The sequence below is a fragment of the Arthrobacter gandavensis genome, assembly GCF_039528575.1.
Lineage (GTDB): Bacteria > Actinomycetota > Actinomycetes > Actinomycetales > Micrococcaceae > Arthrobacter_B > Arthrobacter_B citreus_B.
In genome coordinates this window covers 238,946-261,730 of the sequence record NZ_BAAALV010000007.1, presented here as the reverse complement: position 1 = coordinate 261,730, position 22,785 = coordinate 238,946, and the positions used below count along the sequence as shown (strand labels likewise).

15 protein-coding genes are annotated in these 22,785 nt (G+C 67.8%); 3 read left to right on the top strand and 12 right to left on the bottom strand.

Annotated elements, in window-relative coordinates; genetic code table 11:
- Positions 1 to 79: 79 nt before the first annotated feature.
- From ABFX29_RS14640 to ABFX29_RS14585, 12 genes are all read right to left on the bottom strand, one after another.
- Complete coding sequence (locus ABFX29_RS14640) at positions 80 to 1,738, bottom strand: serine/threonine-protein kinase (protein WP_152228603.1); 1,659 nt, start codon at positions 1,736 to 1,738, stop codon at positions 80 to 82.
- A complete protein-coding gene (locus ABFX29_RS14635; RefSeq protein ID WP_152228604.1) occupies positions 1,735 to 3,195 on the bottom strand; it encodes an FHA domain-containing protein in 1,461 nt (486 codons plus the stop codon). Before ABFX29_RS14635 ends, ABFX29_RS14640 begins: the two co-directional genes overlap by 4 nt.
- Positions 3,196 to 3,202: 7 nt before the next feature.
- The gene (locus ABFX29_RS14630) at positions 3,203 to 4,066 is read right to left on the bottom strand and encodes a PP2C family protein-serine/threonine phosphatase (protein WP_152228605.1); all 864 of its coding nucleotides are present in this window, start codon (positions 4,064 to 4,066) and stop codon (positions 3,203 to 3,205) included.
- Positions 4,067 to 4,122: 56 nt separating this feature from the next.
- Positions 4,123 to 6,597, bottom strand: coding sequence for a transglutaminase-like domain-containing protein (locus ABFX29_RS14625; RefSeq protein ID WP_246167571.1), 2,475 nt, complete (start codon positions 6,595 to 6,597; stop codon positions 4,123 to 4,125).
- On the bottom strand, positions 6,594 to 7,793 hold the full coding sequence (locus ABFX29_RS14620; RefSeq protein WP_152228606.1) for a DUF58 domain-containing protein: 1,200 nt from the start codon (positions 7,791 to 7,793) through the stop codon (positions 6,594 to 6,596). The genes ABFX29_RS14625 and ABFX29_RS14620 overlap by 4 nt, the downstream gene beginning before the upstream one ends.
- Positions 7,794 to 7,803: 10 nt before the next feature.
- Positions 7,804 to 8,775 (bottom strand): AAA family ATPase, encoded by a 972-nt coding sequence (locus tag ABFX29_RS14615; protein WP_152228607.1) that lies wholly within the window; start codon positions 8,773 to 8,775, stop codon positions 7,804 to 7,806.
- A 47-nt stretch (positions 8,776 to 8,822) separates the two neighbouring features.
- The gene (locus ABFX29_RS14610; protein ID WP_152228608.1) at positions 8,823 to 14,849 is read right to left on the bottom strand and encodes an Ig-like domain-containing protein; all 6,027 of its coding nucleotides are present in this window, start codon (positions 14,847 to 14,849) and stop codon (positions 8,823 to 8,825) included.
- Between the two features lie 296 nt (positions 14,850 to 15,145).
- Positions 15,146 to 16,291 carry an adenylate/guanylate cyclase domain-containing protein gene (locus ABFX29_RS14605; RefSeq protein WP_152228609.1) on the bottom strand — a complete coding sequence of 382 codons (1,146 nt, stop codon included), beginning with the start codon at positions 16,289 to 16,291 and terminating at the stop codon, positions 15,146 to 15,148.
- Complete coding sequence (locus ABFX29_RS14600; RefSeq protein ID WP_170287771.1) at positions 16,284 to 16,823, bottom strand: PH domain-containing protein; 540 nt, start codon at positions 16,821 to 16,823, stop codon at positions 16,284 to 16,286. Before ABFX29_RS14600 ends, ABFX29_RS14605 begins: the two co-directional genes overlap by 8 nt.
- Before the next feature lie 52 nt (positions 16,824 to 16,875).
- The gene (locus ABFX29_RS14595; RefSeq protein ID WP_152228611.1) at positions 16,876 to 17,763 is read right to left on the bottom strand and encodes a biotin--[acetyl-CoA-carboxylase] ligase; all 888 of its coding nucleotides are present in this window, start codon (positions 17,761 to 17,763) and stop codon (positions 16,876 to 16,878) included.
- A gap of 61 nt (positions 17,764 to 17,824) precedes the next feature.
- Positions 17,825 to 18,676, bottom strand: coding sequence for an SDR family oxidoreductase (locus ABFX29_RS14590; RefSeq protein WP_152228612.1), 852 nt, complete (start codon positions 18,674 to 18,676; stop codon positions 17,825 to 17,827).
- A gap of 73 nt (positions 18,677 to 18,749) precedes the next feature.
- Positions 18,750 to 18,983, bottom strand: a complete 234-nt coding sequence (locus tag ABFX29_RS14585; protein ID WP_346038501.1) for a hypothetical protein — start codon at positions 18,981 to 18,983, stop codon at positions 18,750 to 18,752.
- 170 nt (positions 18,984 to 19,153) lie between these two features.
- On the opposite strand from ABFX29_RS14585, the gene ABFX29_RS14580 reads away from it, so the two are divergent.
- Genes ABFX29_RS14580 through ABFX29_RS14570 form a run of 3 tightly spaced genes read left to right on the top strand, consistent with a single transcriptional unit; the run spans position 19,154 to position 22,758 of the window.
- Positions 19,154 to 20,749, top strand: a complete 1,596-nt coding sequence (locus ABFX29_RS14580) for an acyl-CoA carboxylase subunit beta (RefSeq protein ID WP_152228614.1) — start codon at positions 19,154 to 19,156, stop codon at positions 20,747 to 20,749.
- Positions 20,746 to 21,021, top strand: coding sequence for an acyl-CoA carboxylase subunit epsilon (locus ABFX29_RS14575; RefSeq protein ID WP_152228615.1), 276 nt, complete (start codon positions 20,746 to 20,748; stop codon positions 21,019 to 21,021). Before ABFX29_RS14580 ends, ABFX29_RS14575 begins: the two co-directional genes overlap by 4 nt.
- A gap of 18 nt (positions 21,022 to 21,039) precedes the next feature.
- Positions 21,040 to 22,758, top strand: a complete 1,719-nt coding sequence (locus ABFX29_RS14570) for a DUF885 domain-containing protein (protein ID WP_152228616.1) — start codon at positions 21,040 to 21,042, stop codon at positions 22,756 to 22,758.
- Positions 22,759 to 22,785 lie beyond the last annotated feature (27 nt).

The following is a 22,785-nucleotide window of genomic DNA, read 5'->3' as shown; positions in this document are numbered from 1 at the left end:
ATTGGCGCTCCTCAACGGCTTATTATGTCCCATCCTCAGCACATCCCTGCGCCAGCGCACCTGCAGCGCGGCGCGCGCCTTATCCGGTGCACACTGCTGCCGGTTCCGAGGCCCTTCCGTTGGCCCGGGCTACCTGAACCTCAATGCAGGTTTGTGACCCTGCTGAGGGTATGACGGCCTCGGCCGCAGACGTGCGGACCAATTCGCCCTTGCTCGTGGCGGTGACGCTTCGCCAAAGGTAGATGTCCCCTTCCTGCGGCTCGGGGTTCTCCCACCGGAACACGGCATTGCCGGCCTCCTGCACGCCGGTGAGGTCCGACGGCGGTGCCACGGAACCTTCCAGCCCGCCCAGGGCGTTCGACGGCGGCTGGGACCGCTGCGCCGCGTCCCGGGGCGGTGCCGGGTCCGGTGCCAAAACCAGTGCTGCCGCCACGGCAGCCACCAGCGCGGCCCCGGCAAGTCCGGCGATCAGGCGTCCCCGCAGGGCGCGGCCGCGGCTTCCGGCAACAGGTACCCCGGCGCCGGGATCATTGGGGACTGGCTCTCCCCCCGCGGTTTGGGAGGGCGCGCTGCCCGTTCCTGCGTGTGTCCGGGTTCCGACCGGCAGGGCCGTCCCGGACGGGGCCGCTGTTTGTGTTCCGGCAGCGTCCGCTCCGGCGTTACCCCGGGGCGCACCGGCAGGCAGCGCAGCCGGTGCACGCAGCACGGTCCCGTCAGCGGTGTCCCCGGCGGCCTCGTGCAGGGGCGCAACAAGGTTCCCGCCGTGTCGCAGAGTCGGCGGGAACGTGGTTGCTGCCGGATCAATCGAGACGATCCGCCGCACCCGGGTGCGTTCGCCGTCGTCCTGTTCAGGTGCCTGGCGCCCGGCGTCGTCCAGCACCGCGAACTCCGTGACGGACAGGTTCAGCTCCGCCTGGATCCGCTGCAGCGCCAGCGCGAAGGCGTAAGCGGAGGAATACCGGGACTCGGGGCTCTTGGCCATGGCTGTGGCAAGGGCCAGTTCCAGGGACTCCGGTACGTCGCTGCGCCCGGTTGGGGTGAGCTGTTCAGAAATGATCCGGTCCACCAGGTCCCGCGGGGCGTTGCTCCGCCCGGGACGCAGGTACGGGGACCTGCCGGCCAGCAGCGTATACAGAGTGGCGCCCAGGGAGTACACATCGGCTCGGATGCCGTCCACGCGGGCTCCGGAGAGTGCTTCGGGAGGCGACCAGGGGATGGACATTCCCACATCGCCGTCCTCGTCGCTGTCCATCGTCCCGGAAATGCCGAAGTCCGTGAGCGCGGGCCGGTTGTAGTCCGTGGTGAGGATGTTCGCCGGTTTGATGTCACGGTGGGCGATTCCAGCCCTGTGCGCGGTTTCAACGGCCGATGCCACCTGGACCCCAACGGCCAGGACTTCAGCCAGCGGGAGTCCGCCCTGGCGGTACCTGGCGTCGAGGCTGGGACGGGAGCAGTATTCCATGGCCAGGTAGGAACGGCCCTCGGCCGTGGTGTCCGCCTCGTAGATCGTGACGATGTACGGGTGGGAGGAAAGCTGCGCCATGAGGTTCGCCTCCGCCTCGAACCCGGAGCGCGAGGCGTCGCCGCGCAGGTCGGACAGCAGGACCTTCACTGCCACGCGGCGGCGTGGCCGGTCCTGTTCGTAAAGGTAGACATCTGCGAAGCCGCCGGAACCCAGATGTTCCAGGAAACTGAAACCGGGAATGCTGGGCGGCGGCGCGGGCGGCCGCTTTGTCATGCCAGCCCTTCGAAGCGAAGCGTGACGCCGTCACCCAGTTCCGCGACGTCGCCGTCCAGGAGGATGGCCGCTTCACCCTGCGCGAGGCGGCGGGGCAGGGCGCCTTCGCGGATCAGCACAGTCCCGTTCGTGGAGAACAGGTCCCGGAGCATCACGTGCCAGCCTTCCAGCCGGACCTCGGCGTGGGAGCGGGAAATATCTCCGCTGTCGCTGGGCACCTGCACCATCCTGGGCAGCGCCGCTCCGGCCACGCGCGACGCCGATGGCTGGCGTCCGATGATGATGTTCCGGTCCAGCTCATACACGGCACCGGTGGAGAGCCGCATGATCCCCAGGCTGGGCCGGACTGCCGGCTGCGGATCCCCGGAAAGTTCCGCTGCGCAGAAACGGCAGGCCGCAGCAGTCGGAGGGTTCACGTGGCCCTGGCGGCAGGTGCGGGCAAGTACGGTGGGCCCGGTATCGGAGCCTGGTGCCGATCCCGCTGACGAGGCGCCGGGACGCGGTCCCGCCGGAGCGGAACGGATAGTCTCGCCGTCATCGTCCTCCTCCGCCGGCAGGGCTTCCGCAGCAGGTGCGGCCGCCGGAGTCGATGCCGGCGTGCCTGGCAGCGGTGTTCCCGGAAGGGCCGTGCCGGGCTGGGGCCTGAACCCCATGACCGTATGGCCGTCATGGTCCACGGGCGGAAGGGTCTCTGTGGGTTCGCCGCTGTCCGGGGTGGTTTCGGGTTCAGGCTCCCGGGTCAGCGCCGCGGCGTCTGGGGACAGCGGAGGAGGTGTGAGGTTCAGCCAGGGAACAGCTGCACTGAGGTCGGGACCGGCAGCCGGCGCGATGGTTTCGGCCGGGGCTGGCGGTTCGGCCGGGGCTGGCGGTTCAGCCGGAGCCGGCGGTGAGACCGGTGCTGGTTCGGCCGGAACGGGCGGCGGTCCCACCGGAGCGGGCGGAATGTCCACGGCTGCGGCTTCTCCGGGGACTGCCGCGGCTGGCCGGGGCGATGCGGCACCGGGCACAGCAGCCAGGTCGATCTCGATGCCCTGCACGGCTGCCATGCCCTCGCGCAGCAGCAGCAGCGGCGACGCCGGATCCTGTCCGTGGTCCGCCGCCGAGCGCAGCACCAGCGTGCCGGCGGCGGGGAAGACCTGCTCACTCCAGGTACGCAGATTGCTCCCGGAGGCAGCCGGAACTCCGTCTATCTCCAGCTCCAGCGGGCCGCGCAGCAGGACGGTCACCTGGCTCTCCACCGAGACCAGCCCAAATGAGGGCAGCCGGCTCAGTGAACCCGCAAGCCCGCCCGTGACGGCGTCGAAAACTTCCTCGAGCGGTGCGCTGCCCTGCAGAGACGCCCAGACTTCATCCAGCCGCTGCTGGCTGGTCTCCGCCGGCAGGAGCACCACCCGGGTGCCGCGTACCAGCACCAGCCAGGCCGCCCCGGGGTGCTGCCGATACCGCAGTCCGTCCATCAGCTGATCACTGTCCGTTTTCTGCCGGCTCCGCCGCGTCGGTTGCCTGAGTGCTGCCCGCGGAGTTCGGCGAGGCAAGTCCGGGCAGCGTAATCGCTCCGGAATCGGGGTTCGCCGACCCGGAGTGCGCATCGATGACCAGCACGGTGACATTGTCCCGGCCGCCGGCCCGCAGGGCCGCCTGTACCAGGGCCGCACAGGCGTCCTGGGGGTTGCTCACGGAGGAGAGGATTTGGAAGATGTGCCCGTCGCTGACTTCACCGGTGAGACCGTCGGAGCAAACCATCAGCCGGTCCCCCGGTTCTACAGGGATCAGCCAGAAGTCGGCATTGGTGTCATTGCCCGTGCCCAGGGCGCGGGTGACGACGTGGCGGCGGGGGTGGACCAGTGCCTCGTCCGGGGTGATCTGGCCCAGGTCAACCAGTTCCTGCACTTCGCTGTGGTCAACTGTGATTTGTTCCAGCGCCCCGTTGGAGAGCCGGTAGGTACGTGAGTCGCCTACATTGAAGACCAGCCAGTACGGGCGGGATTCTTCCTGCACCAGCACGGCACCGGTGAGGGTGGTACCTGCCCGGCCGCCGGTGGCTTCACGGATCTGGCGGTCTGCCTTGGCCAGCAGTTCCTCGATCTCGGCCGCGGGAACCTCGGGCAGGTGTTCGCCCACCAGCCGCGAGTCTCCCAGTGTGCGGACGCAGATGCTGCTGGCGATCTCGCCGGCTTCGTGCCCGCCCATGCCGTCTGCCACGGCAAACACCGGGTCGGCCGCGATCAGCGAGTCTTCATTCAGCTCCCGCCGCAGTCCGCGGTCCGAGGCGTAGCCAAAGACCGCTTCCAGTTCCAGGGGCTCAGCTGTGTTTTCGTCGGAGTTCATTCACGCCCTATCCGGAAGCTGCTCACTGTAGTGATCTGTCTTACCTGTTCTCTTCATTACCCTAACGGACCCCGGGGGTCTTGAGCAGCGCCGGTGCGGCGGGTCACTTTTGCCGCTTCGCCCCGCAGGCGCCGGAGCAGTCCTCCGGACCGTCCGCGGACCGTGCCGGACCGGGATGCAAGCCGGCGTTCAAGGCGGAGGGAACGCAGCGAATACCGGGCGCGCTGGCGCTGCCAGAAGCCGGCCGTGCCGGTAAGGGACGCACGGACCCTTTCAACGTCCTCCCAGTAGGCGCCCACCTCTTCCTCGGTGGGGTCACCGGGGCCGAAGACGCCGGCGTCGGCCCGGCGGGCCAATGCGGCAGTGGCGTCCGCCCCCAGCGGGAAGGCCCGGCCCAGGGCGGCGGCGTCCTGCCGGCGTGTGCGCCGGCCGCTGACCGTCACCCCCAGGTCCGCTGCGGCGCCCAGTACTTCCCGCCAGCCTCCCGCCACCCGTTGGGCGGTGCCTCCCGAGGTGCGCCGTTTGATGCGCAGCCTGCGCTTGAACGCCAGGATCAACAGCAGCGGTCCGAACAGGATGACCAGGGGCAATGACGCCAGTCCCAGGATGCGCAGGAACCCGGAGACGCTCTTCCAGAGATCCTCGTCCTTGTCCTCGGCATCCTGCGGATCTGCTGCCGTGTCCGGCGGCAGTTCAGCCGGTTCCTGGGGCGGGGGCGGGGGCTGGAGAACCTGCGGCTTGGGCGTGGACTTGGGCTGCTGCTGGGGCGGAACAGGTTCATTGTCTTCGTCCGGGGTGGGGAAGAACGGCACCCAGCCGACCCGTTCGAACTCAACTTCCACCCACGCGTGGACATCGTCGCCGGTGATGTCGATCTTCCCCGGCGTTCCCTCGAGCTCATCCCAGTCCGGGTAGAAACCCATCACCACACGTGCCGGGATTCCCAGCTTCCGTGCCATCAGTGCCATGGCAACGGCGTACTGTTCGTCGTCGCCGACCATCTGCTCGGCGTCGAGCAGGCTGACCATCCGGGCGGCGCCGTGTCCGGGCAGCGACGGAGTCTGTCCGTCCTTGCCGTTGCTGAAGTACCCCTCCGTGGCGAGGATTTGCTGCAGCTGCCGGACACGCTGGATGGGGGTGGTTTCCTCGCCGGCGAACTCCGCTGCCTTGGCGCCGATAATCGGCGGGTCCTGCTGCAGGCGCGGCATTGCGGTCTGGGCAAAACCGTACTGAGCAAGCTGTGCGTCATCGTATTCCTCCGGGAACACCACGGCCGTCTCATAGCTGTCTCCGGACCGCACACCGGAGGTGGAGAGCATCGTGCCGGTCCCGGCGTCGTGATACAGCCCGGCTGCTATTTCCCGTGCCCGGTCCCCTGCCGGACGCAGGGCCCGGGCATCCCCGCCGGAAGGCAGCCAGGCCCCGTTGTAGTCACGGATCTCGAACTGCAGGGTCGCCGCTCCGTCCGCAGGACCGCCGCCAAGCGTGCCCGCGTCACCTACCCTGGCGAACCCGCCTGCGGCCTGGCCGCTGACGTTGTAAACAACGCCGTCATAGGCATCCATCGCCGCGAGACGGACCCGCTGGCCCTCCGGCAGCCCCTGCACGGTGAACAGCGTGGTGTCCGCGTTGTCCTTCACATAGCGGCGGAAGTCGGTGAGGGGGCTCGGAAAGTTGAAGAGGTCTACGGGCGGCTCCACGGTGTCGCGGAGGACCCTGCGGTCCAGGTCCGTCCCGAGCAGCGGTGCCGCTGCCAGCGAGAGCACTGCCGCCGCGGCAATGACTCCCGCACCGTAAATCCGCCGGCGCAGCCTGGCGGCCCGGGCCGGCGCCGAACTCAGGGCAGCCTGCGGAGCAGCGGAAGCTGACTGCGCCCGGGTCCGGCGGTAGGACAGGAAAACCAGCAGCCCGGCGGCGAGCAGGAGCGCCCGCAGGCCCGGCAGCGGAACGTCCTTGGTACCGAAGGCAATGCCGGCAGCGAAGAGGGCAAGAACAGGAAGCGCCGGCCAGTACGCGCCGCGGGCCCGCCAGGACAGCAGGCCGGCGGTGAGCCCGGCCAGCAGGCTGAGCAGGAACGGCACCACCAGCATGCCGCCTGCCGTTCCCACCGGCGGAGCGACGGTCAGCAGGTCTTTCCATGCGAAGACAAGGCCAAGGACCAGCACCCGCAGCGAGCCAAGGGTTGGCAGTACACCGCCCGCTGCTTCCACCGGTGCCGCCAGCGCGGACCCGAGGACGAGGTAAGTGCCGCCGGCGGCTCCTGCGGTAGCCCACATGCCCCACCGGCGGGCGGCAGCAGCCGCGGCCAGGCCAAGACCCAGGACTACCCCGCCCAGTCCGGCGACCAGATAACGGGGGTCTGCGCCAAAGCTCGGGCCGAAGCCCAGCACACCGGCGGTCAGCAGCAGCGCCAGCGCCGCCGCTTCGAGGATCCGCCGCAGCGCCTCGGGGCGTAGCAGCTCCGCCGCGGCTGGTTTGCTGCTGCGCGGCCGGTTGCGTTCACGGGGCCGCAGGGGTGTTTCAGTGCTCACGCCGTACCCTTCCGGATCAGCGCGGGAAGGTCATCCAGGTTGCCGCAGGTCAGCACCGTCAGGTCGGCGATGTCCCGGCGGCCCGGGGCGACGGCTTCGGTGCACTGGACAGCAAGGGTGCGGATGCCCGGAGGAATGGCAGCCGCCGCGGAACGCAGTTCCCCGGCGCCTGGAACCGAACCGGTGACCAGGATGACCACGGAGGCGTTGGGCACGGCGTCGGCGGTGAGGCCTGCCAGCTCCCGTGTCCCCTGCCGGCGGTCTGCGCTTTCAAGACGGGTCAGGCCGTCCAGGAGGATCGTTCCGCTCCCGCTGCGCATCACGCCGTCCTGGGTCAGCACGCTTAGGTCACGCTGCTCGCGCAGTGCCTGCAGGCCCAGCGATCCGGCAACGGAGACCGCCAGTTCAAATTCCTCGTCGCTGCCGTAGTCCGCCCGGCGCCCGGAGAGAGCGACGGCCAGGTGGGAGCGCCGGGTCTCCTCGAACTGCCGCACCATCAGCGTGCCGGTCCGTGCCGTGGTTTTCCAGTGGATGTGCCGGCGGTCGTCCCCGGGCACGTACTCCCGCAGCGCGTGGAAGGACACGTCGGCAGTGCTCAGGACCCGCGTGGGGAGGCCTTCCAGGTCCTTGATGAAGCCGGTGGCCGAGCCCTGCAGGTTCACGGTCCGCGGATGGACGAACAGGTCCACCGGGTCCGTCCAGCGCAGCCGGCGGCCAAGCAGGCCAAAGGGATCCCGGCGAACCGATTCGACCGGACCCACCACAATCACTGCGCGCTTTTGGGTGGGGATCCGGAACAGTTCCTCATGTTCAGCACCCGGCGCCATGCGGGGCAGCTCGAACACGGCAGTCGCGGCGCCCACGGGAAGTTCCAGCAGGGCCGGGAGCAGCAGCCGCGCACCGGGGTTGCCCACGGTCAGGGACCCGACGGCGTCGTCCCCCACGGCCACCCGGGTGCGGGTTAGATCAAGGCGCACCGAATAGGCCTGCCGGCCCAGGACGAACACAAGGCCTGCCCCCAGCACCAGCGACAGCGCCAGCGCTGCAATCAGGGCTTCCCGCCAGCCCAGCAGTCCCCCGGTCAGCCAGCATGCCCCGGCCAGGGCTGCCACGGTCCAGCCCAGCGCCGTGACGCTGGAGAAGGCTGCCTTCAGGGCACGGGGAACGGCAGCGGGAAGCCGGGGGAAACTGGGCATGCGGTCAGTCCTAGGCGTTGACGCGCTGCTGCGGCGCGGCAATGGAGCCAAGAACCTGGTCCAGCACGGCGGAAGCCGTGGCGCCGGCGAACTCGGCTTCGGGATCCATCACCAGGCGGTGGGTGAAGACGCTCGGTGCCAGCGTGAGCACGTCGTCGGGCAGCACATAGTTCCGGCCCTCGGCCGCAGCCCATACCTTGGCGGCCCGGACCATGGCCAGGGCACCGCGCACGCTGACGCCCAGGCGGGTTTCAGGAGCATCGCGCGTGGCTGCAGCCAGGTGGGCGATGTATTCAAGCACGGAAGTGTCGGTATGCACGGTCGCGGCCAGGTCCGCCATGTCCCGCACGGCGGCGGAGGTGATGACGGCGGTCAGCGCGGCCGACCGGTCACGGGTAGCGGATCCGGCCAGGAGTTCAACGGTGGCCGCATGGTCCGGATAGCCCATGGACGTCTTGATCAGGAAACGGTCCAGCTGCGCCTCGGGCAGGCGGTAGGTACCGGCCTGCTCGATCGGGTTCTGCGTGGCGATCACCATAAAGGGACGTTCCTGCGTATAGGTGGTGCCGTCCACGGTGACGCGCGATTCTTCCATGACCTCCAGCAGCGCTGACTGGGTCTTGGGCGAGGCGCGGTTGATTTCGTCGGCCAGGACCACGTTCGCGAAGATCGGTCCGCGGTGGAATTCGAAGGCCTGCGTCTTCTGGTCGTAGATGGTGATGCCGGTGACGTCAGACGGCAGCAGGTCGGGAGTGAACTGGATGCGGGACGTGGTTCCCTGCACCGTGGCGGCCAGGGCGCGGGCGAGCATGGTCTTGCCCGTGCCGGGGGCGTCTTCGAGCAGCACGTGCCCCTCGGCCAGCATGGAGGTGAGGATCAGCCGCACGGCCTGCGGCTTTCCCAGCACTGCCTGGCCAACGTTGGTGACCAGCTTGGCGAAGGTCTCGGCGAACCAGGCGGCCTGTTCTTCGGTCATGGACATGGTGGTGTTTCCCCTAGGTGGTGCGGATGAAGTAGTCGAGGCGCCGGTCAGCACTGGCCCATCCTGCCGGGCGGGTTGTTGCCGAAGCTGGTGTGGATGCCCTTGATGTGCAGGCCGTCGTTTTCCGGGCGGCCGGAGTGCTGGCGGTACCAGATCTCTCCCCCGCCGCGCACGATGTAGCACCGGGTGTCGATCCGGTCGTTGAGGTAGGCCCAGTGCTCGCCCCTGCACCCAGGATCGGTGAAGTTCGTGGAACCAACGGGGTCCATGCAGGTGCGCCGGTCACCGCTGTCGAGCTGGTTGCCCACGGTGAGGGTCCAGGTTTCCGGCGGCGGCTCCCCGCCGGTGCGGGCTGAGGCTTCTGCGATGCCGCCGGCGGTCCCCTGCGAGTTCAGCACCCGTACCCGGATGCTCACCGTCTGGTTGTACCCGTTGCCAACGTCGCGGCTGCCGGAAACTCCCACGTTCTCCCAGCCGCCGCCGTCGACGGAAATCTGGACCTGCGCGACGTCGTGCGCGTTCTGGTTGGGCGGGTTCCAGGACAGTTTGGCTGTGCGGCTGCCCTGCCCGCCGTTGGAGCCCGACGCCGAGGGCGTGCCCGGGCTGCCGTAGACCTTCACGCCGCCGGATGGCGCGGAGGCAGCACTGTCATAGGAGGAACCGTCGGAATTCACGACGGCGGTCAGCCGCGCAGTGATCGTGGCACCGTTGCTGAAGCCGCCGATTTCCTGGCCGTTGCTGACCGTCATGGAACGGCCGTCGCTGAAGCTGGCCCGGTAGCTGATTTCCTCGGCCCGGGCTCCGTTGCGGGCACCGGCAGCAAGCGGGGTGAAGGTAATGGTCACGGCCCGTCCCTCCGCTCCGGTGCGCGACGCTGCCAGTGCCGGCGCGGCCGGGGCATCGGGAGATCCGACGGCGCGGCGGGGCGCCGAGGTTGCGCCCCAATCGCTCCAGCCGGCCTTGTTGTAGGCGCGGGCGGAGTAGGAGTAGTCCTGCTCGGAGTTATCCACCCGGACGGTCATGGTGGAGGCGGCGCCGGCTTCCAGGGTCCGTACCAGCGTGGAGCCGCGGTATTCGCGCAGCTGGTAGGCGGTCACCTCCGCACCGTTGGGTGCGGCGTCGGACCAGTCCACGGTGAGCTGGCTCTGCACGCCCACCGAAGTGGCTTTGGCGGTGGTGGGTGTTCCGGGCGCCCCCGGCACGCCGGCTGGTATCTCCGGTGCCGAGTAGTCGCTGAACCCGGACGGCTCCGGGGCAGCGTTGCGGGCCTGGACCCGCACCCGGTAGCTGGTGCCGTTGGCCAGGCCGGTCCAGGTGGTGCGGGTCATGGAGGCGGGCACGGTTTTCTGCGCGGTGCCGCCGGGCGGGGCCGGGGAGATCTGCAGGTCGTAGCTCTCGATGGGAGAACCGTCATTCGCCGGTGCGGTCCAGGAGATATCCAGCTGCCGGTCTCCGAAGGCGAGGACCGGCGGGGCCGGCTGGGCAGGCTGGGTGTCCGGCCGGGCCGGGGCTGACTGGGGTGACGGGTCGGAAGTGCCGTTGGCATTCGTGGCCGTCACGGCGAACGTGTACTCAACGTTGTTCGTCAGTCCCGCCAGGGTGCAGGTGGTGGCAGGGCAGGCCTGGCTGAAGCCGCTGCTGCCGGTGACTGTGTAGCCGGTGATCGGTGAACCGTTGGCGGCCGGCGGGTCCCAGGAAAGGACAACCGTGCGGCTGCGGGTGCTCTCCACCACCGGCGTGGACGGCGCGTCCGGGCGTCCCTGCACGGAAAGCCGGATCTGCGCGGAAGCCTGCCGGTCCGCCTGCCGGGTCTTGTCCTCCACCCGGTACTGCACGCTCATGCTTCCCACGAAGTCCGCGTTGGGCGTCACCACGATCGAGTCGCCGCTGACCTGTGCCGTACCGTTGCCGTCCGCGGACGCCTCCAGGATCCGCAGGGGTGTTTCCGGGAACGGATTGTCGTCATTGGCCAGGACGTCCACTGTGACGGGCTTGCCCTGCACGGCGTCGTCCACGGAATCGTCTGCGGCGACCGGCAGCGGGCGGGTTGAGGCAAGCACTGTCAGGTCAACGCGTCCGGGCACCGGTTCGCTGCGTCCGTCCGTGACGGAAACGGCAAGCTGGCCCAGGGTTCCAACGGCGGCGCCCTCAGCAGCGGAGACCTCCAGGACGGTTCCGGAGAGCCGTGCTTCGAAGCCTTCCGGAACCGGTCCGGCCAGGGCGAACTCGAGTCGCCCGGCGTCCTCCGGGTTCGGGTCCGACGCGAGTGGTGCCAGGTCCAGCCTCACCGAGTCTTCTCCCTTGGCGGCCTCCAGCGATCCGGGACTCATCACCGGCGGAAGGTTCTGTTCCGGCAGCGGAGTCACCTTGATCAAGACGGTGAGCGTGGCCTTCAGCCCCTCAGGATCATCCGGACCCGAGCCGTCGGTGACCTCGAAGGTGATCGCCCCCAGGCCTGCGTAATCCTCGTCCGCCGTGTAGGCGAGCGTATCCTCGTCCGTGACCCACGTATCCCGGTTGGAGGAGCCGATGGCGCTCACTTTCGCGGTCTCGGTAATGCGGGGCGTCCTGCCCTCGCGCACCTCCACCAGGTTCCCCAGTTCCAGGTCAAGGGTGTCCCCCGCCTGCACCTCCTGGACCGCGGAGCTGCGAAGGGTGGGATACTGCGCGCTCAGCCCGGGGACCCACAGCACCGCCGTCGCCGTCCCGCCGTCCATGTCCTGGACGGTGTAGGGAATGGCCTGCGCTTCCTCGGTAAGTTCCACCCGCACGCTGTCCCCTGCAACTGAGGCGGTGGTGCGGGAGGGGTCCACTGACACCTGGAGGTCCTCGGCGACGCCGTCGGGATCCTCATCGTTTTCGAGCACCGCAGCGTCAACCGCCGTACGGCCCCGGATTTCGGCAACCTCAACGCGGTCATCGCGGGCGATCGGCGCCAGCAGTTCGGCATTGGGGTCCGAGACAACGGCGACGTTGCCGTTCGCGGCTCCTCCCCGGTTGTCCTTCACGGCGTAACGGACGTTGTAGGTTCCGGCTTCGTCGGGCACGGTGAAGCGCACCCGGGGTCCGTCGGCGCGGGCTTCCATGGACGGTTCCTGGGCGCTCACGCCGTCAGGGTCCAGTGAGAGCGGGTCGCCGTCGGGGTCTGAGTCGTTGGCCAGGACCGGAACGGCCACCTCACGGCCCGGGCGCACGCTGACGGCGTCGTTCACCGCCACCGGCTTCTGGTTCGCTTCCGCAGCCGGAGCAATGCCCACCCGCACCGTCCCGGAGTTCACCAGTCCCAGCCGGTCCCGCACGGTGTACGTAAACGAGTCGGTTCCGGCGCCCGAAGCGGAGGCGGTGTAGTCAATGTAGTCAGGACCCGGAACTGCGGCGCCCAGGGCCGGCGCGGCGGCGATGCCATCCAGGAACACCGAATCGCCGTCCGCGTCGAGGCCGTTCAGGGGCACCGGAATGCGGACGGTGGTCCCGGCGATCGCCCGGCCTTCCAGGTTGCGTGGAACCGGCGGGGTGTTCTTGTCATCGTCACGCGGCAGGATATTGATCCGCACCTGGGCCGAGTCGCTCTGGCCGGTGGAGTCACGGACTTCGTAGATGGCGTAGACGGTCTTGGCGGTTTCTCCGGCGACGAAGCGCAGCGTGTTCTCCGAGACGAACAGCTGCCCGTCCGCGGGATCCACACCCTGCGGGAGCACCGGGCTGAGGGTCAGTTCGTCGCCGGTGGGCGAGGTGTCATTTTCAAGCACCGCGATGTCCACCACGTCGCCCACCCGCACCGTTGCGGTATCAGCGGAAGCGGCGGGCGGGAGCAGGGTTTCCGGGGGTTCCACCGGGAGCACGCTCACCTCCCCGCTGGCGCTGGCCGAGCCGTTGGAAACCGTGTAGCGGATGGCTCCCTGCGCCTGCATTCCGCGCACGTCATGGATCTGCAGGATGTTGTGGTCCAGCACCTCGACGTCCAGCGGCGAACTGGCGCCGGTGTTGACCGACTGGACTACCAGCACCCCGCCGGTGGGATCGGTGTCGTTGCCCAGCACGTCCACGAGCACGCTTCCGCCCCGGGGCAGCAGCGCGACGTCGCGGACCGCAACCGGCGCCCCCTGCCGTCCGGATTCGGCGGCATCCACGCGGATCAGCCCGGATGCGCTCTGCGGCCCGTTGGTCACCAGGTATTGAAGGTAATAGGTCGACGCCGCCGCGGGAGTGAAGGAAACAGCTCCCGTTTCGTAGTTCGGCACCAGCACCGAGCCGTCCTCCTGCTCCGGGTCCACGCGGGCCAGGCTGAGCTGGCCGCCGGCCGGATCCAGGTCATTCTGCAGCGGGTACAGGGTCACGGCTTCGCCGACGGTTGCGGTGAAGTGGTCGAAGTTGGTCACCGGCGGAAGGACGCCTGCGGGGCGGACGTCGAAAGTGATGGTCCCGGCAGCCGTTTCCGTGCCGTCCGAGACGGTGACGGCTACGTCCTTGACGCCCTGCGTCTTGCCAATGTCGCGGAAAGTCAGCAGCCCGTCGGAGCGGCTGCGCACCTGGTCGCCGTCGGCGGTTGGTTCTGCGGAGAGAAGAACCAGGTCATCCCCGTCCGGGTCCATCCAGTCGTTCAGGATGTTCTGGCTGACGGACTTGCCCTGTTCCACCAGGATCCGGGTGGAGCGGCGCGGCTCGGGCGGAGCGTTCTCCCCCGCGCTGCGGACCTGGACCGTAGCCGTGGCCGCTGCGGTTCCGCCCCGCCCGTCGCTGACTTCATAGCTGAAGGTGCTCGTGCCGGAGGCTTCCGCGGGAACCACCACCTGGAGTCCGGCGCCGTTGTAGATTTCCTGGACTACACCGGCCGCGGGCTGCTCGCCTGTTGGCTTGACGGTCAGCAGGTCACCGTCCGGGTCGGTGTCATTGTCCAGGACGTTCAGGATGGTGGTCCTGCCTGCCCGCACACCGAAGCGGTCGTCGGAGGCGACCGGCGGCCGGTTCTCCCCGGTACGGTCCGGGAGGGTATTGACCGGGTTCTCGCTGGCGGATTCCTCTTCATCGTCGCTGGAATCCTGTTTCGGCGGGATCACGTCGCCCCAGTTGTCCACCAGCTGCATGTTTTCCAGGACAAGCCATACGTTGCCGCCGTTGATGTCATTCAGGACTACGACGGAGCGGTTAACGCGGAACACCAGGTCGGAGGAGGCACCGATTCCGGGGATTTCCTCGCGGAGGTTGTCCGCTTCCTGCGCGCAGTTCCGCAGATAGGTTCCGGCGCCGGCCCAGGCGGCGTGAACGCAGCCGTCCACCAGCACCGGCGGGGCGGGAGTCCCGGATCCGTCGATCCGGGTGATCGTTGCCTCTGAGCCGTTCAGCGGCTGCTCGATAAGTGCGGTGGCGGTGGCCAGCGCGACGACGTCCGATTCGGGACCCGAATCCTGCAGCTGGGCGCCGCGGGTGTCCTCAAACTCCACGGTGCGGCCGCCGGGCAGCACCAGGGTTCCCGATTCGGCGTCGAACACCACCGGCTTGCTGCCCACCGCAGCCACCTGGACGTCGCCGAATCCCTTGAGCTCCTGGGCTTCGGTCACCGACGGATCGCCGTAGCTTCCGTCCTGCCCCACCTGGTAGCTGTAGATGCGTCCGCCGCGCGGGTCGGCGACCACGGCGGTGCCCTCGGGGGAAACGTCCGCAGCGGCTCCGGGTGCGTTTTGCACTGCGGGTTCCAGCTCGGTGTCGCTGAAGAAGGGAAGGGAACCGGTACTGGTCAGCCAGACGTTTCCTGCAGCCGGGTCCGTCACGGCAACGGCGCTTCCACCCTGGCTGAGCACGGCCGACGGCGGGAGCTGAACTTCGGTGCCGCGGGCCACATTGGCCACGTCCACCGGCGAGACCTTGGACTGGTCCGTGTTGGCGTGGAAGACGGTGCCTTCGTGCTGCGTGACGTTGAAACGGTCGCTGTTGGCCGCGTACGCGCCGTCGAGCATGCGGGACGGATAGTTCAGGTGGCCGACCATGCCCTGGGTCTGGTTGGTAACCCAAACGCCGCCGTCGTTGAGATCAACGTCCGCGCGGGCAAAACCGGGGTACAGGATGGCAGTGGCCACCAATGCTCCTGCGGCTGCCACAGCGGCGCCGGCAGAGATGGCTTTTCGGTGCGCACGCAGACGCGCAGGCACAGCCCCCCTCAATGCTGACACGTGCTTCCCCCCGTTGCGTTCCCCAAATCCGTGCCGGTTCCAGGCGCCTTTGATGTGCGGTGTCCAGTCGCACGGCAGCAGAACGGCAGGCAGACGGACCTAGTGTCGCATATTGCTAAGGTTCCTGCCCAAAAAGTTAAGGGTGCTGTCGAATTCCCGCTGGAGACCCCCCGGCCTGAGCAAGGCGGATGGAGCCGGAAGCCTTAGTCCAGGACCAGGCCCGGGCCCGTCCCCCGGGCGAGCGTCACCGGATGGATCTCGCCGAAGCCGCGGACGTTGCGCGGCGAATGCGGGATGAGGATAAAACGGTCATTGTTGCGCAGCGCTGCGGCCGTTGACGCGTCAGTCAGCACGGTGCCGGGTTCGGCCAGCGACGTCAGGCGGGATGCCAGGTTCACGGTTGGCCCGTAAATGTCACCCAGCCTGGAAAGCACCCGGCCCCACACCATGGCAACCCGGGCAGAAGGCAGCAGCTCGTCCTCCGTGAACGCCTTGGCCAGGGCCAGCGAAATCTCGGCCCCCGCCTCCGGAGTCTCCGCGTTGAAAAGCACTTCATCGCCGATGGTCTTGACCAGCCGGCCGCCGCCGACGGAGATGATCTCGGAGCATTTGTGCTCAAAACGCTGCACCATCTGCGCCAGGGTCTTCTCATTCATCTGCCGCGACAGGCTGGTGTAGGAAACCAGGTCGGCAAAGCCGACGGCGCGGGCCAGCGGCAGCGGATTGTCATCCGTGGTGTCCGATTCGTGGCTGGCAAGACCGGCTTCGGCCCGCAGTGCCAGCCGCTGGATGGCAGCGTTCAGCTGCCGCTTCCAGGCGTAGACCAGGGTCTTTTCCAGCGGTTCGATCAGGTCCGGCATCGCGGCAACAAGCCGCTTGCGTGCCTCGGCGTCGGTAATTCCGCGCTGGACCACCATTTCCTCGACCAGCGCTTCGATCTGCCACACCACCATCCGGTCGGTCATCTGGCCAATCGAACGCATGATGGAGATCGCTGCTTCCTCCGTCAGCCGTTCCTCGCGGACCAGCTCGATCACGGTGCTCAGCGCATCCTTGTCCGCTTCGGTGAAGAACACGGCGTCGTCGTCGAGGTTGGGGAAACCCATCGCACGCCAGAGTTTGCGTGCCGAAAGCAGGGACACGCCTGCCCCCGCTGCGGCTTCGCGCCGCTTGAGCGTGCGGGGCCCGCCGATCAGCTGCGCTTCGAGCCGGCGGACATCTTCGCGGTCAATGGAACCGGGTGATGCAGGGATCACGGGTTTCTCCGGCATCGGCACTGCGTTCATCGACAGTGTCAGCGGCTCGGGCTCGGCGGCACCGTCCGGTGCGTCCTGGCCCTGCTCACTCATCGGTGCTCCATTCCTCGTCGTAGACCGCGCTTCCTTCAATATCTACACCATCAAACATTACGGTCATGGGCAGGTCTTCTATGGTGGCCAACACAATCGACTTGAACCGGTGGACTTCGGGAACCGACGGGTAATCGATGACCCGCCCCCTTCCCAGGTCTATGCGCAGGGTTCCGGCACGCTGCATGCGTTGCAGTATCCCCTGCCTCGCTTCCAGCTGGTAGACCGAGGCAAGGGGGAGGTCGTGTTCCCGCCGCCTCAGCACTCCGCGGCGGTGGATCATCCTGCGGTTGGTCAGCACGTATCGGGTCGCGTTCCAGCGCAGCACGGCCGGGAGGGAAAAGCGCAGCAGGACCAGGAGAACGAGCAGGACGACGGCGGGACCCAGCACCGGCGCCCAGTCAACCAGTTCAGCCGGAGCACTGTCCCGTCCCAGGTACCCGAGCACGAACCCGCCCGCGGCACACACAGCTGCGGCGAGCAGCACGGGACCAGCCAGCGGCCCCGCGTGCGGCCGTGCTGAAACGATCACTTGTTCGCCGGGCTGAAGCCTCATCCGCACCGGGATCCGGTGAATCGCCTGCTCATGCTTCCAACGGCCGCAGGTGGATGATGTCGGCGGCAGTAACTGTCTGCCGGAATCCGGCTTCAGAATCAACGACCACCAGTCCGCCGTCGGCAGCCAGTTCGGCGGCACGGCCAACCAGCTCCCCGCCGCCGGGCAGGTGCGCGCGCACCGTCTGCCCCAGGGTCACCATTCGCTCGGCGATGTTTTCCCGCAGGGAACCACCGCCGGACCAGGGCGCCAGGGCGTCGCCGTCCACGGCACAGAACGCGCGGTAATCCAGGTTCAACTGGAGCAGGAAATCCTGCAGCAGGACGTTCCGGTCGGTGGTGGAGGCGTACTCCATCAGCAGGCTCGTGGCAGTGGGAACCGGCTGGTCCTCGTCCGTTAGCGAGACATTCAAGCCCGTACCGACTACGACGGCGGGCGGGTTGCCCGAGCTGTCCGGGACAAGCTGGGCCAGGATCCCTGCGAGTTTCCGTCCGTCAACCAAGACGTCGTTGGGCCATTTAAGGCGCGGTTCGACGCCGGTTCGCGCTGCCACGCTCTTGGTCAGCGACAGTGCTGCCAGAAGGGACAGCCACCCGTAGGACTGCGTGGGCAGCGGCCGTCCAGCAGGGTTGACCGGACGCAGCAGCACACTGACAAACAGCGAAGAGCGCTCCGGGGCCTGCCAGGATCGTCCCAGCCGTCCGCGGCCCGCCGTCTGGAGCTCAGCGGTCAGCACGGACAAGTCCGGATACTCGGAGGGCACCAGCCGTGCGGAGTCAGCGAGGTCAGTATTGGTGGAGCCGGTTTCCGCTACGACATCCAGGCGTGCCAGCGGGCCGGCGGGAGCTACGAGGCTTGCACGGAGACGCTCCGGCTCCAGGGGCGGGCGCTCCATGCTGGAGTAGTGCAGGTGCATATTTCCGATCTTACGCGCCTCCTCCCCCGCTCCTCCGGGGACCCGCTGGCAGCCAGGCAGCTTAGAGGAAGAAATCGGCCATCAGCTGGTCTTCGGGGGCACCAAGACTGTATTTCGTGAAGTCCGTGACACCTTCCTGGCGCAGCACTTCTTCATCCGTATAGAAGTTGCCGCTGGCATCGCGGCCGGAGCGCGTCAGGATTGCGTGCGCGGCGTCGGCCATGATGTCTGCGCTGCGGGACACCCGTGCCAGTTCGGAACCGCCGGGCATATTCCGGATGGCAGCGGTGTCGATCGAAGTGCACGGCCACAGCGAGTTCACGCCGATTCCGTCCTGCTTCAATTCTGCTGCCAGGCCCAGGGTTGTCAGGGACATGCCGTACTTGGCCATGGTGTAGGCCAGGTAGCTGCCGGCCCACTTCGGGTCCATGTTCAGCGGCGGGGAAAGAGTGAGGATGTGCGCGTTGTCCGACTCGCGCAGGGCCGGGAGCGCAGTCTTGGACAGCAGGAACGTGCCGCGGGCGTTGATGTCCTGCATGAGGTCGTAGCTCTTCATGGTCACGTCGCCGGTGTTGCGCAGGTCGATCGCGGACGCATTGTTCAGCACAATGTCGATTCCCCCGAACTGCTCCACGGTGGCAGCAACGGCACTGGCAACGTCTTCGTCACGCCGCACGTCGCCGATGATCGGCAGAGCCTTGCCGCCGGCAGCCTCCAGTTGTTCTGCCGCGGTGTATACCGTGCCCTCCAGTTTGGGATGCGGCTCACCGGTCTTGGCGAGCATCGCGACGTTGGCGCCGTCCGCAGCGGCCCGAAGGGCAATGGCCAAACCGATTCCCCTGCTGCCGCCGGACATCAGGATCGTGCGTCCGGCCAGCGAACGCGGGGAAGAGGATGCTGTGTTCGAAGTCATACGGACAGGGTAATGCACCCGCGGAGAAAATGTTACTGGTGAGTAACATCCGCGGGTGCAGCACCCTTGTGGACTAGCTGTGGTTTCCCCGCGGACGCATTGTCAGCACCAGGGCCGCGGCACCGGCAACCAGCGCCCCGAGGGCAAGAGCCATCAGTCCGGTGGACGAGGAGGAACCTTCGATTCCCGTGTCAGCAAGGGCGGTCTGGGTGACACAGCCGCCTGGCGCACCGATCCGAGTCGTCCGAAGGTTTTTGCGGTGCTCCGCCGGCATCCAGCCATCAACCCGCAGACAGCTCTTGGGCAAGCCAAGGCACGCAGACACAAATTGTAGGTTTCCTACACCGGGGATGCGTGTTGGTGCTCACTAGACTGGGTGAATCGCCCGCACGCTTGTAAGAAACCTACTGAACCCGCCGTGCGGCCCTCGGGGTGGCGATCCGCCTGCCATCCGTCAGACCCAGCACCGGAGAGTAAATGAGCATCGACCAGGACATCGATCTGCAGACGACCGCCGGGAAGATCGCCGACTTCCGGCGCCGCCAGGCCCAGGCCCGGGTTCCTTCCGGGGAGGCAGCTGTTGAAAAGCAGCACGCCCGGGGAAAGCACACCGCCCGCGAGCGCATCGACCTGCTGCTGGATGAAGGCTCGTTTGTTGAATTCGACGCCCTGGCCGTACACCGTTCCACCGCGTTCGGCATGGAGAAGAAGAAGCCCCTCGGCGACGGTCTGGTCTCCGGCTACGGCACCGTCGACGGGCGACCCGTAGCGGTCTACAGCCAGGACTTCACCGTCTACGGCGGCTCCCTGAGCCAGGTCAACGGCGAGAAGATCGTCAAGGTCCAGGAGTTCGCGCTCCGCAACGGATGTCCCGTCGTCGGCATCCTGGACGGCGGAGGCGCCCGCATCCAGGAGGGTGTTGCGTCCCTGGCGATGTTCGCCGATATCTTCCGCAACAATGTCCATGCCTCCGGCGTCGTACCCCAGATCTCCCTGATCATGGGTCCCTCCGCCGGCGGCGCCGCCTACTCCCCCGCCCTCACCGACTACGTGGTGATGGTGGACAAGACCTCGCACATGTTCATCACCGGGCCCGACGTGATCAAGACCGTCACCGGCGAGGACGTGGACATGGAGACCCTGGGCGGCGCGCGCCAGCACAACGCCACCACCGGCACCTCCACCTACCTGGCAACGGATGAAGAAGACGCCGTGGACTTTGTCCGCGAACTCCTGGATTTCCTGCCCAGCAACAACCTGGCCGAAGCTCCGCTGGCGCCCTTCGACCAGGACGAAGACATCAACGACGGCGATCTGGCCCTGGACGCGCTCATCCCCGACTCGGCCAACCAGCCGTATGACATGCGGACCGTCATCGAGCAGGTGGTGGACGACGCCCACTTCCTCGAGATGCAGGCTCTCTACGCCCCCAACGTGATCATTGGCTACGGCCGCCTGGAGGGGCACACAGTAGGCGTGGTGGCCAACCAGCCGCTGCAGTTCGCCGGCACCCTGGACATTGCCGCCTCGGAAAAGGCAGCCCGGTTTGTCCGGCACTGCGACGCGTTCAACATCCCTATCCTGACCTTCGTTGACGTGCCCGGCTTCCTGCCCGGCAAGGACCAGGAGTTCCAGGGCATCATCCGCCGCGGCGCCAAGCTCCTCTACGCCTACGCTGAGGCCACGGTTCCGAAGCTCACGGTGATCACCCGTAAGGCCTACGGCGGCGCGTACATCGTCATGGGCTCCAAGAAGCTCGGCGCAGACCTGAACCTGGCCTGGCCCACCGCCCAGATCGGCGTCATGGGCGCCCAGGGCGCGGTGAACATTCTCTACCGCAGCCAGCTGGCCGCCGCAGCCGCCGAAGGCCGCGACGTCGAGGAAGTGCGGCAGGACTACATCACCGCCTACGAAGAGGAACTGCTCAACCCGTACCAGTCAGCCGAACTCGGTTACGTGGACGCGGTCATAGCCCCCTCCGAAACCCGGCTGCAGCTGATCCGCGGACTGCGGGCAATGCGCGACAAACGCGCTGCGCTGCCGCACAAGAAGCACGGAAACATTCCGCTGTGAGCGTCTTCGATTTCGACCCCGAACCTGCCGCTGCGGCCGCTCCGGCCGAGCCGTTCCTGCAGGTCCTCTCCGGCAACCCGACGGAGGAGGAGCTGGCCGCGCTCACCGCCGTCGTTATTGGCCTTGGGGCCTCTTCCCCGGAGGCGGGCCTGTCCTCTGGAACGTTCCCGGAAAAGGACCCGGCACGCACCCGCAGGGCGTGGACACGGCGCCGTGCGCTGAGCCTGCAGCCCACCCCCGGACCAGGCTCGTGGCGGCGCAGTTTCCGCTGAGGCGCTACGCTCGGACGTGTGACTGAACAGACAAACTCATCAGATACCCTGTCCAACGCCGGTTCGCGCACCCCCACTGCGATTGACGCCGTCGCCGAAGCTTTCACGCAGAATCTGCTCACGCTGGATCCGTCATTTGCCACCACGCTGGGCATTCCGGGCCACGAAACCGAGTACGCCGACTACTCCCCCGCCGGCCTTGAATCCATGGCCGAGGCAATGCGCGAGACCCTCGAGCGCCTCGAGGACCTGCAGCCGGTGGACGACGTGGACCGCGTCACCCTGGATGCCATGCGTGAACGCCTGGGCCTGGCCCTGGAGATCCACGAATCCGGCTGGGACCTGGCCGACCTGAACAACATCGCCTCCCCGGCGCAGGACATCCGCGCCATTTTCGACCTCATGCCCACGGACACCGTTCAAGCCTGGGAACACATCTCCGGCCGCCTGCACAACGTTCCCGACGCCGTCGCCGGGTACATCACCTCGCTGCGCCACGGCGCCGAGCAGGACCGGGTAGCTGCCCGCCGCCAGGTCAAAATCGTCATGGAACAGGCCTCGAAGTACGCCGAAGACGGCGGCTTCTTCGATTCCTTCACCTCCGGTGCCGCCCTTCCGGACGGCGCTGCGCTGCCCGAGCAGCTGCAGGCGTCCCTGAAGGAAAACTCCGACGCCGCCCGCGCCGCCTACCGTTCGCTGGTCAGCTTCCTGGAAACCGAGCTGCTGCCCGCAGCCCCGGAAAAGGACGCCGTGGGAGCAGAGCGCTACGCACTGTTCTCCCGCCAGTTCCTCGGTTCCGCCGTTGACCTGGAAGAAACCTATGCCTGGGGCGTGGCCGAACTGGACCGCATCATCGCCGAGCAGGAGAAGGTGGCCAACCAGATCAAGGAAGGCGCCTCCGTCCGCGAGGCAATGGACCTGCTCGACGCCGACCCCGAGCGCCAGCTGCACGGCACCGCCGAGCTGCAGGCCTGGATGCAGGAACTCTCCGACCGCGCCGTCAACGAGCTCTCCGAAACGCACTTCGAGATCACCGGCCCCATGCGCCGGCTCGAGTGCATGATCGCGCCGACCAACGAGGGCGGCATCTACTACACCGGCCCGTCGGAGGACTTCTCCCGCCCCGGCCGCATGTGGTGGTCCGTCCCCGAGGGCGAAGACACCTTCACCACGTGGAAGGAAACCACCACGGTTTACCACGAGGGCGTTCCGGGCCACCACCTGCAGATCGCCACGGCAACCGCCGCCAGCGACACCCTCAACAGCTGGCGCCGCAACGTCTGCTGGGTCTCCGGACACGGCGAGGGCTGGGCCCTGTATGCCGAGCGGCTGATGGAGGAACTGGGCTACCTCTCCGATCCCGGAGACCGGATGGGCATGCTGGATGCCCAGCGCATGCGCGCCGCACGCGTGGTCTTCGACATCGGCGTCCACCTGGAGCTGGAGGTCCCCGAGCGCTGGGGAACCGGCACCTGGACCCCGGAGAAGGGCTACGACTTCCTGAAGCAGAACATCGCCATCTCCGAAGGCCAGCTGAACTTCGAGTTCACCCGGTACCTCGGCTGGCCCGGACAGGCACCGGCCTACAAGCTGGGCCAGCGCCTCTGGGAGCAGATCCGCGACGAAGTGCGCAGCCGCGAAGGCGACGCCTACGACGCCCGGACCTTCCACACCCGTGCCCTGCGGCTGGGTTCGGTAGGCCTGGACACCCTGCGCCGGGCACTGCTGGAAAACTAGCGCCTGCCCCACAAACGCCCGGCCGGG